General features: G+C 71.5%; 6 protein-coding genes. 2 read left to right on the top strand and 4 right to left on the bottom strand.

The window, feature by feature from the left end; all coding sequences use genetic code 11:
* Window positions 1-220: 220 nt before the first annotated feature.
* Genes OG709_RS32650 through OG709_RS32665 form a run of 4 tightly spaced genes read right to left on the bottom strand, consistent with a single transcriptional unit; the run spans window position 221 to window position 5,442 of the window.
* Window positions 221-1,012, bottom strand: a complete 792-nt coding sequence (locus OG709_RS32650; RefSeq protein WP_250303130.1) for an ABC transporter ATP-binding protein — start codon at window positions 1,010-1,012, stop codon at window positions 221-223.
* Window positions 1,009-2,874 carry a dipeptide/oligopeptide/nickel ABC transporter permease/ATP-binding protein gene (locus OG709_RS32655; RefSeq protein WP_329168713.1) on the bottom strand — a complete coding sequence of 622 codons (1,866 nt, stop codon included), beginning with the start codon at window positions 2,872-2,874 and terminating at the stop codon, window positions 1,009-1,011. Before OG709_RS32655 ends, OG709_RS32650 begins: the two co-directional genes overlap by 4 nt.
* A 2-nt stretch (window positions 2,875-2,876) precedes the next feature.
* Window positions 2,877-3,845 (bottom strand): ABC transporter permease, encoded by a 969-nt coding sequence (locus OG709_RS32660; protein ID WP_250303132.1) that lies wholly within the window; start codon window positions 3,843-3,845, stop codon window positions 2,877-2,879.
* Between the two features lie 13 nt (window positions 3,846-3,858).
* Complete coding sequence (locus OG709_RS32665; RefSeq protein WP_329168715.1) at window positions 3,859-5,442, bottom strand: ABC transporter substrate-binding protein; 1,584 nt, start codon at window positions 5,440-5,442, stop codon at window positions 3,859-3,861.
* Window positions 5,443-6,022: 580 nt separating this feature from the next.
* Between OG709_RS32665 and OG709_RS32670 the strand changes: the two genes are divergently transcribed.
* Together OG709_RS32670 and OG709_RS32675 are read left to right on the top strand one after the other, a co-directional pair.
* Complete coding sequence (locus OG709_RS32670) at window positions 6,023-6,349, top strand: DUF5132 domain-containing protein (RefSeq protein ID WP_250303134.1); 327 nt, start codon at window positions 6,023-6,025, stop codon at window positions 6,347-6,349.
* 191 nt (window positions 6,350-6,540) lie between these two features.
* Window positions 6,541-8,835: an ABC transporter ATP-binding protein/permease gene (locus OG709_RS32675; RefSeq protein ID WP_329168717.1), complete on the top strand. Its 2,295-nt coding sequence runs from the start codon at window positions 6,541-6,543 to the stop codon at window positions 8,833-8,835.
* The last annotated feature ends 61 nt before the right edge of the window (window positions 8,836-8,896 follow it).

Below are 8,896 nucleotides of genomic sequence, written 5' to 3' on the forward strand. Positions count from 1 at the left end.
AGACCGTGGTGTACGACGGGGATCTCGGGGACCTGCCGCTGGTGCTGGTGATACCCCGGGATCTCATCGGCGGTGAGGCGGTGTTGGCTGCCACCCAGGACGCTGCCGAGGGCAGAACGGATCAGCCGCTTCTACCGCCGGAGCCGGGTCCGGTACCTGTCGACGTCGACGTCGTCACGGCTGGTGCACACGCCGGAGGGAACGGGCCGCGGCTTAACGGTCATGACGGCCTTTCCTCGGGCGGGGATGTGCGCAGGGACGGCACGGAGGCGAGCAGGGTTCGGGTGTAGGGGTGCCTCGGTGTGCGCAGGATCGTCTCGGTGGGGGCGGTCTCGACGATCCTGCCGTGCCGCATGACCGCCACGACGTCGGAAACGTGGCAGACCGCCGGCAGGTTGTGGCCGATGAACAGCATGGACAGCCCGAGCCGTCGCTGGAGTTCGCGGATCGTGTTGAGGACGGATGCCTGCACCGATACGTCGAGCGCCGAGGTGATCTCATCGGCGATCAGCAGCCCGGGCTCGACGGACAGGGAGCGGGCGAGGGCGACTCGCTGGCGCTGGCCGCCGGACAGCTGCCGCGGCAGGCGATCGGCGAGCCGGGGGTCCAGGCCGACGAGGCCGAGCAGTTCGGCGGCGCGCTCGGCGCCGGCGGCCCGGTCGAGCCGGCGGAAGACCGTGGCGGCTTCGACGAGCGTCTGGCGAACCGTCATCCGGGGGTCGAGCGCGGTGTCCGGGTCCTGGAGGACGACCTGGACGAGGCGGCCGAGTCGACGCCGGTCGCGGACGGTGCGGGTGCGGACCTCCTGGCCGTCGATCAGGACCCGGCCACCCTGCACGGGGACGAGGCCGACGATTGCGCCGGCCAGACTGGATTTTCCGGAGCCGGACTCCCCGACCAGACCGAGTGTGGTGCCGGACGGGATCTCCAGCGAGACACCGTCCACGGCGGCTGGGGAGTCGCGGGGGACGGGGTGGCGGACGGTGAGGTCGGTCACCTGAAGGGTGGTCATGACGCGGTCACCGTCTCCGGGGCCACTGCAACCGGTACCGGATACCAGCAGGCGACGCGGTGGTCGGCATCGAGGTCCTCCAGTGGTGGAGCCTGTTCGGTGCAGCGGTCTTGGCGGAGCGAGCAGCGGGGCTCGAACGGGCATCCCGGTTCGGGTGCGAGCGGATCGGGCGGCGCACCCTCGACGGTCGGCAGCGGTCGGCCGCGGTCGGCGGTGAGGTCCGGTACCGATGCGACCAGGGCCCGGGTGTAGGGGTGCCGGGCGCTGTCGGCGAGGCGGTCGGCGGGCAGGCTCTCGACGATGGTGCCCGCGTACATCACCAGGACCCGTTCGCAGAACTCGCCTACGAGCGCGACGTCGTGGCTGATGAACAGGATCGCGGCGGAGGTGTCCCGTCGCAGGTCGGTGAGCAGCCGGGTGATCTGCCGCTGCACGGTGACGTCGAGCGCGGTGGTCGGTTCGTCGGCGATGATCAGTCCCGGCCGTACCATCAGCCCGGAGGCGATCATCACGCGCTGGCGCTGGCCGCCGGAGAGCTGGTGAGGACGTGAGCGCAGCAGTGCCGGGGGCAGGGCGACCCGGCGCAGGGCGTCGGCAGCCTCCGCAGCGGCCTGCGCGCGGCTGGCACCGCGGTGGGCCCGGACGGCCTCGGTGAGCTGGGTGCCGATCCGCAGGGACGGGTTGAGCGCCGAGGCGGGATTCTGGAAGATCACCGACAGGCCCGTCGCGAGGTGCCGGTTCCGCTCCTTCGGCGTCAGGGCGGCGAGGTCGGCTCCGAGCAGGCGCAGAGTGCGCCGGGACACCCGGGCGCCGTACGGGAGCAGGTCGGCGATGGCGAGCGCGGTGAGCGACTTGCCCGACCCCGACTCGCCGACGAGTCCGACGACCTCGCCCGGCCGCAGCGAGAGGCACACACCACGCACTGGCCGGATCGTGCCGCCCGGGGTGGGGAGTTCGACGGAGAGGTCCTCGACCTGGAGGACCAGCCCGTCCTCGGCAGGGCCGCTCGGGGCGGGCGTCGGCGCGGGTGTGCGCGGCGCCCGGCCGCGCCGGGCGACGCTCCCGGCCAGGACCTCGCCGAGCAGCTGGAAAGCCAGGGCCGCGTAGAGAACCGCCAGGCCCGGGGCGAGCGCGGGCAGCGGCTCGGCGTAGATCCGGTCGAGCCCCTGGCTGAGCAGCTGCCCCCAGTCGTAGCCGGGCGGTTGGACGCCCAGACCGAGGAAACTCAGCCCGGAGAGCGCGACCAGGGCGGTGCCCGCCGCTGTGGTGGTGCTCAGGAGCAATGGCTCGGCGATGTTGGGCAGGACGTGCCGCCACAGCAACTGGTGGCGGCGCAGGCCGAGGACCCGGGCCGCGGCCAGGTGGTCGGTGCCCGCGACGCCTGCGGCGAGGGTCTGGGCGAGCCGGGCGAATCCGGGGACGCCCGCCGCTGCGAGGGCCAGCACCGCCCCGGCGGCGCCCGCGCCGAACACGACCGCGAGGAACATCGCGACGAGGAGCGCCGGGAAGGCGAGCAGGAGGTTGATCAGCCCGGCGGTCAGCCGACGACCGCGCCGGCCGAGGACGGCGGTGCAGGCCCCGATGAGGACTCCCGCGGTCGCACCGAGCAGGGTGGCCGCCAGCGCGAGCAACAGGGAGGGCCGGGTGGCCGTCAGGACCCGGGCGAGCAGGTCCCGGCCGAGGCTGTCGGTGCCGATCAGGTGTTCCGCAGAGGGGCCCTGGAGCACGGCCGAGGGGTCCGGGCGGTCGGCTGCCGCGCCCCAGAGCAGCGGGCCGACCAGCGCGAGCGCGACGAGCGACACCAGCATGGCCGCGGTGGCCCAGGCCATGGGCGAGCGCCGGAGGCCGGATGGAAGGCTCATGATCACATCTCCCGGATCGCCGAACGAGGGTCGAGTACGGCTAGCAGCACGTCGACCAGAAGGCCTGCGAGCAGCACGGCGGTGCCCAGTACCAGCACCATGGCCTGGACCACCGGGTAGTCCTGTGCGACCACTGACTGGGCCATGGCGGAGCCGATGCCGGGCCAGGCGAAGACCTTCTCGACCAGCACGGTGCCGGCGATCAGGGCAGGCAGCAGGCTCCCGGCGACGGTGAGTACGGCGGGGGCCATGTTCGGTGCCGCGTGCCGGAGGCAGCGGCGTGCGGAAGACAGCCGTTTGCTCCGGGCGGTGCGCAGGTAGTCCTCGTTCAGCACCTTCAGCGCCTCCACCCGGACGATGCGCAGCAGGACGGCGGTGGGGGCGAGGGAGAGCGCGAGGACGGGCAGGACAAAGGACTCGACGCCCGCCGCACCGGCCACCGGGAGCAGTTGGAGGCCGACGGCCAGCAGCGCGGTGAGTCCGGCGGCCAGGACGAAGTCCGGCACTCCGGCCAGGCCGGCGGTGACCGCGATGAACACAAGCTCGGTGCGCGGGCGGCGGCCGTCGCGGGTGCGGACCGCCGCCAGCAGGCCGACGGGCAGGGCGACGGCGAGAGTGACCAGGAAAGCGAGGCCGGCGATCTCCAGGGTGGTCGGCAACCGGGTGCGGACCAGCTCCGCGACCGGCGCCCCGGTGACCAGCGAGGTACCGAGGTCGCCGTGCAGGAGATTGCCGAGGTAGTGCCGGTACTGGGACAGGAAGGGCGCGTCGAGCCCGAGGGCGTGCCTGCGAGCGGCCACCAGGTCGGGGGCGGCGTCGACGCCGAGCGCGGCCCGGACCGGATCGCCGGGGATGAGGCGGATCATCACGAATGACGCGGTGACCACGACCCCGAGAGAGAGAAACAGCCGGAGGCTGCGGCGGCCGAGGAACACCGTCCAGGGGTGCCGCAGCAGCTGGGGTACGGACATGGTGGGCCCCGGATCACTGGTGGAGACGGATGCTGGTGGGAACGAGCTGGCCGCCGAAGGTGGTGGCGAAGGTGGTGCGGTAGCCGTACACGCTGCTCCGGCCTTCGGCGATCGGCAGCGCTTCGGCCGATCGGAAGAGCGCGGCGGCGGCCCGGTTCCAGGTGGCGCATCCGGTTGTGTCGGTCTCCCGGAGAGCCTGGGCGACCAGGGCGTCGTACTCGGGATTGGTCACCCCCGCGAAGTTGAGGCCACGGGCGGGGGTGGAGCCGGAGAAGAAGGGGATGAAGCCGACCGGCAGGGCGAAACCCGGGGTACTGCCGACCACCACGTCGAAGTCGGCGCTCTGGTACATGGCGTTGACGAGGGCGGGCAGGGTCTCGGTGACCAGGTCGACCTCGACGCCGAGCGCCGTCCACTCCCGGGCCATCAGCTCGGCGACGGAGGCCAGGGTCGGGCCGAGGTCGGGGCTGGTGATCAGGCGGAGCCGGAGCGACTGGCCGTTCTTGGTCAGCGGGCCGTCGGCGGAGCGCGTCCAGCCGGCGGCGCGCAGGGCCTCGACAGCGTTCTGCGCGGGCAGGTTGGCGTCGGCGAGGTCGGCGTGGCAGACGGCGCCCTCGGCGCCGAAGTCGGTGGCGGGGATGCCGGTGCCACCGACGGCGACGTCGGCGAGGCCCCGGCGATCGAGGGCGGAGACCAGGGCACGGCGCAGCGCCCGGTCGGCGAGTGCCCGGCCGGGGCGCTGGTTGAAGAAGGTCAGCCCGACCACGGTCGCCACGTCGGCGGTGGCCAGACCGTGGCCGGTGAGCCGGGCGCGGTCCGGCCCGCTCACGTGCGCGATGTCGATGTCCCCGGTGAGCAGCAGGTTCGCCGCCGTGGAGGTCTGGGGCACCACCGACATGACGATGCGCGCGGGGAGACCGAGTTCCGCGGTCGTCGCCCCGGCGGGCCCCCAGGAGTAGTTGTCGCGGACGGTGAACTCGTACGGTCCGCCGGGGGTGTAGCGGGTCAGCACGTAGGGGCCGGTTCCCTGGGTGGCGCGGTCCAGCGAACCGGGCCGGTCGAGGCCGGCGGGGCAGACGATCGGCAGCAGGCCGATGGTGCGGGTGAGGAAGGGGAAAGGGGCGGCGGCGGTCGCCGACACCGTGCCGGTCCCGTCGTCGGCGCTCGCGGTGAACGGAACGTTCGGAAGGACGGTCCGGGCGCCGGCGAGCTGGTTGGCCGGGTCGCCCGCGTAAGTGAGTGCCCGGGCCACCGCCGAGGCGGTGAGCGGAGTGCCGTCGGAGCAGGTGACACCCGGGCGGAGGGTGAAGGCGGCCGTGGTGGCCGTGGCCTGCCAGGAGGAGGCCAAGCCGGTGACCAGGGTGCCGTCGGGGGCGAGGTTGACCAGGGAGTCGTAGGCGTAGCGGGCCTGGGAGGCACCGAAGGCTGAGTACGGATCGAAGCTCGGCGTCTCGCTGGACTCGGCGATCCGGACGGTGCCGTGGTCTACCAGAGGGGTGGTCGTCGAGGAGGTGGCGACGCCGCCGCAGCCACCCAGCGCGACGGCCGAAGCCGTGAGAGCGGCCGCCAGAGCGACCGGCGGGGTGCGTCGGAGCATGGCCTCATGGTCCCACCGGGACTTGGTCGTGGTGGCTCAACTCACGTACATGAAAGGCATGTTCGAACGTCCCGAGCCGCCTGGTGGCATGGTCGGGAGCCGTCAGGGGTGACTGGGGCGACGATCCTGATTCACCCGTACGAGGGGGACGGGCGTGGCTCGCGACGGGCGGTCCGGACCGGGTCCGGCTGTCCGGCGGCGAGGGGCGGGGCGCCTCCGAGGTGCGGTGGGCATGGGGACGTGGCACTTATTCGAGAAGATAATCAGATACTCGTGCTAAATGGTGTTCGAATGCGCCATAACTCGGGTTACGCGGGAACGATGAAAGCACTCGGACGAGTGAACCAAAACACTCGGACGGATGAACCCGGAGGGAGTAATTTGGCCCAGGTGGGTGTGATTCAACTACTGTGACCATGGGATCGGACGGCGCGTTCCGGTGTCCGGGAATTCGATTCGTCAGATGAGGAATCCCGGATATTCGAGATGGAATGCTTCATATCCGCCCGGCTGTGCGCTGCTCGGTGTTCGCCGTGCCCGGGTTCCCTGTCATACGTATGCGTAGAGAGGATGGAGCATCATGCCGCCTGTAGTACCGCCCTTCCTGGTCGGCCTCATTGTCGCGCCTCTGGCCAAACGCCTGCTCAAGCCACTGGTGGGTGGAGTCGTCAAAGCATCCGTCGGCATCGCGATGGAGGTGAAGAAGGCGGCTCAGGAGGCCGGGGAGAACATCCACGACCTCGCGGCCGAAGTGGCTGCCGATGTGGTGGCCGCCCAGATCGCCGCCGCGGAAACCGAAGGTCACTCCGGTGACGGTCAGCACACCACCGGAAACGGCGGCAAGGGGGAACCGAGGATCCCGAAGATCCGCGCGACCACCGGTAGTTCCTCCGGAAAGACGCCCTGACGGTCCGTAAGGACTCACGGCCGCCGCCAGGCGCGTATGCCGATAGATTTCGGCGGAATGCGTCCGGGTGGCGGCCGTTCGCAGGCCGTTCGGCCGCAGAGATTTGCTGTCCAGAATTTCCCGCTCCGTCGCCGTAATCCGTCGTGTCCGTGGCGGTTTTCCGCGACCTCCGCAAACAGGTGAACGTACACATGCCATCGCTACTGGGTGTCGCCGGATTCCGCTCCGTGGAATTGGGTGCGAGCCCACGCTCGGTCGCACCGGGCCGCCAGCGCTGGGACGTCAAGCTGGTCCTGGGACGACCGCGGACGGCCGAGATCCTCGCCGCCGCGCTGCGCCACATTCCCGGGATCACCGAGGCCCGGGCCAACCCGGTCACCGGCGGGGTGCTCGTCCGGCATGATGCGCGGTTGCGCGCCACGGACATCGGCCGGATCGTCCGCAGGGTCGTCACCCGGGTCGCGGAGGGACCGACCGGAGTGGGGTGTCCGGATCCGGTCCGCCACGCCCCCGCGCCGGCCCCGCGGGCGGACCGCGGCCTGGTCGTGCGCCCGGTGCTCGCCGTCGTCGGCGGGGTAGCGGCCGGGGTCGCACTGATCAAGGGGTCGACGCTGAGCAGGCAACTGGTGGCCGCGGGCGGGGTTGCCGCGGCGACCGCGGTCGTCCTCCGCAAGGCATGGCGCGGAACCGTCGACGCGTCCCGGGACGCGGCCGGGCCCGGTGCCGAACGCCACCCCTTGCTGGAGATCGTCGGTCCGCACCGACGCCGCCTCTACCGGGCCGCCTCCCTGTCCGTCGCCTGCCAGGCTGCGGAGATGGCACTCGGCACCTTCCTCGGATGGACCGGCCTGGTCCTCATCAAGGGCGAGGCAGCTCCGCTGGTCAGCCTCGGCCTGACCACGGCCTCCGCTCAACTGTGGGGCCTGGCCGGGCTGGTGGCCGCCGCCTGTGCCGCGGTGGCGGGTCTCTCGTACGCCTCGAACCTGCAGTGGCGCCGACTCGGCCAGGACATCGAGCACGATTGGCGGGGCCGCACGTACCGACACGTCCAGCACCTCGAACTGGGACACCTGGAGGGTGAGCGGACCAGCCGGGTGGCCGGCACGCTCACCAACGACGTCGGCCAGCTGGGCGCCTTCTTCGCCGGCCCGGCCAACGACGTGCTGCAACTCGGCACCAGCCTGGCCCTCCTGGTGCCGGCGTTCCTCCTGCTGGCACCGCAGATCGCCTGGATCGCGTTCCTGCCGATCCCGGTCATCGCCTGGCTGTCGCTGCACCACCAGGAGAAGGCCGCGGCGGACTACGCCGTCACCGGCGAGTGCCGGGCCGGGCTGGGCAGCCAGGTGATCAACTCGCTCGAAGCCGGTGCGACCGTCAAGAGCTTCTGCACCGAGGACTACGAGGCCGAACGCATCGACGAGCTGAGCGAAGCGGTCCAGGAGAGCAGCCGACAGACCGACCGGAGCACGATCCGCCACGCCGAGATCGTCCGGTCCTGCACCACCGCATCGATGGCAGGCACCCTGCTGATCGGCGGTCGTTCGGTACTCAACGGCACCCTGCGCTTCGAGGTGTTCAGCCCGCTGATCGGGCTGCCCCAGATGCTGTTGATGCGGATGAGCCGGATCGGCGGCATCGCCGACCAGTACCAGCGCACCCTCGCCTCCTACGACCGGGTCCAGAGGCTGCGCGCCCTGCCCGTCGAGGCCGACGGCGGCGACGGGACGCTCGACCTTGCCGAGGTGCGGGGCGAGATCGTCCTCGACGGGGTCACCTTCGCCTACCCCGGCCGACCGACGGCACTGGAGGACCTCTCGCTGACCATCCCGGCCGGGCAGGTGACCGCCCTGGTGGGCGCCACCGGCTCCGGTAAGACGACGATCGCCAGACTGCTGATGCGCTTCCAGGACGCCCAGTTCGGAAGAGTGCTGATCGACGGACAGGACATCCGGGACCTGCGGCGACACAGCTTGCGCCACGCCATCGGCTTCGTCGCCCAGGACCCGTTCCTCTTCGACGGCAGCATTGCCGACAACATCCGCTACGGCAGCTTCGAAGCCTCGGACGAGGCAGTGCTCCAAGCCGCCGCCATGGCCGAGGCGGACACCTTCATCGCGACGCTTCCGGACGGCTACGACACTCTGATCGGTGAACGCGGTGCCGCGCTCTCCGGCGGCCAGCGGCAGCGGATCGCCCTGGCTCGCGCGATCCTCAAGGACTCGCCGGTCGTGGTCCTCGACGAGGCCACCTCCGCCGTGGACAACGAGACCGAGGCCGCCATCCAGCGCACACTGCGTGGCTTCGCGGCCGACCGCACGATGGTCGTCATCGCCCACCGCCTCTCCACGGTCCGCCACGCCGACCGCATCTACGTCATGGACAAGGGCGGCATCGTCGCCGAACAGGGCACCCATGACGAACTCCTCGCCCAGCACGGACTCTACGCATCTCTCTGGCAGCTCCAGGCCGGCGAACTCGCCGCCTGACCGCAGAAAAGCCGCCCCGCCCGCCGATCGCGTGACACCACCGTGGTCGGCGCGGCCCGGC

Source organism: Streptomyces sp. NBC_01267, assembly GCF_036241575.1.
Lineage (GTDB): Bacteria > Actinomycetota > Actinomycetes > Streptomycetales > Streptomycetaceae > Streptomyces.

What these genes read in the sequence shown, in the direction of transcription:
- OG709_RS32650 (WP_250303130.1), bottom strand. Translation starts at nt 1,012, where the DNA reads ATGACCACCCTTCAGGTGACCGACCTCACCGTCCGCCACCCCGTCCCC.
- OG709_RS32655 (WP_329168713.1), bottom strand. Translation starts at nt 2,874, where the DNA reads ATGAGCCTTCCATCCGGCCTCCGGCGCTCGCCCATGGCCTGGGCCACC.
- OG709_RS32660 (WP_250303132.1), bottom strand. Translation starts at nt 3,845, where the DNA reads ATGTCCGTACCCCAGCTGCTGCGGCACCCCTGGACGGTGTTCCTCGGC.
- OG709_RS32665 (WP_329168715.1), bottom strand. Translation starts at nt 5,442, where the DNA reads ATGCTCCGACGCACCCCGCCGGTCGCTCTGGCGGCCGCTCTCACGGCT.
- OG709_RS32670 (WP_250303134.1), top strand. Translation starts at nt 6,023, where the DNA reads ATGCCGCCTGTAGTACCGCCCTTCCTGGTCGGCCTCATTGTCGCGCCT.
- OG709_RS32675 (WP_329168717.1), top strand. Translation starts at nt 6,541, where the DNA reads ATGCCATCGCTACTGGGTGTCGCCGGATTCCGCTCCGTGGAATTGGGT.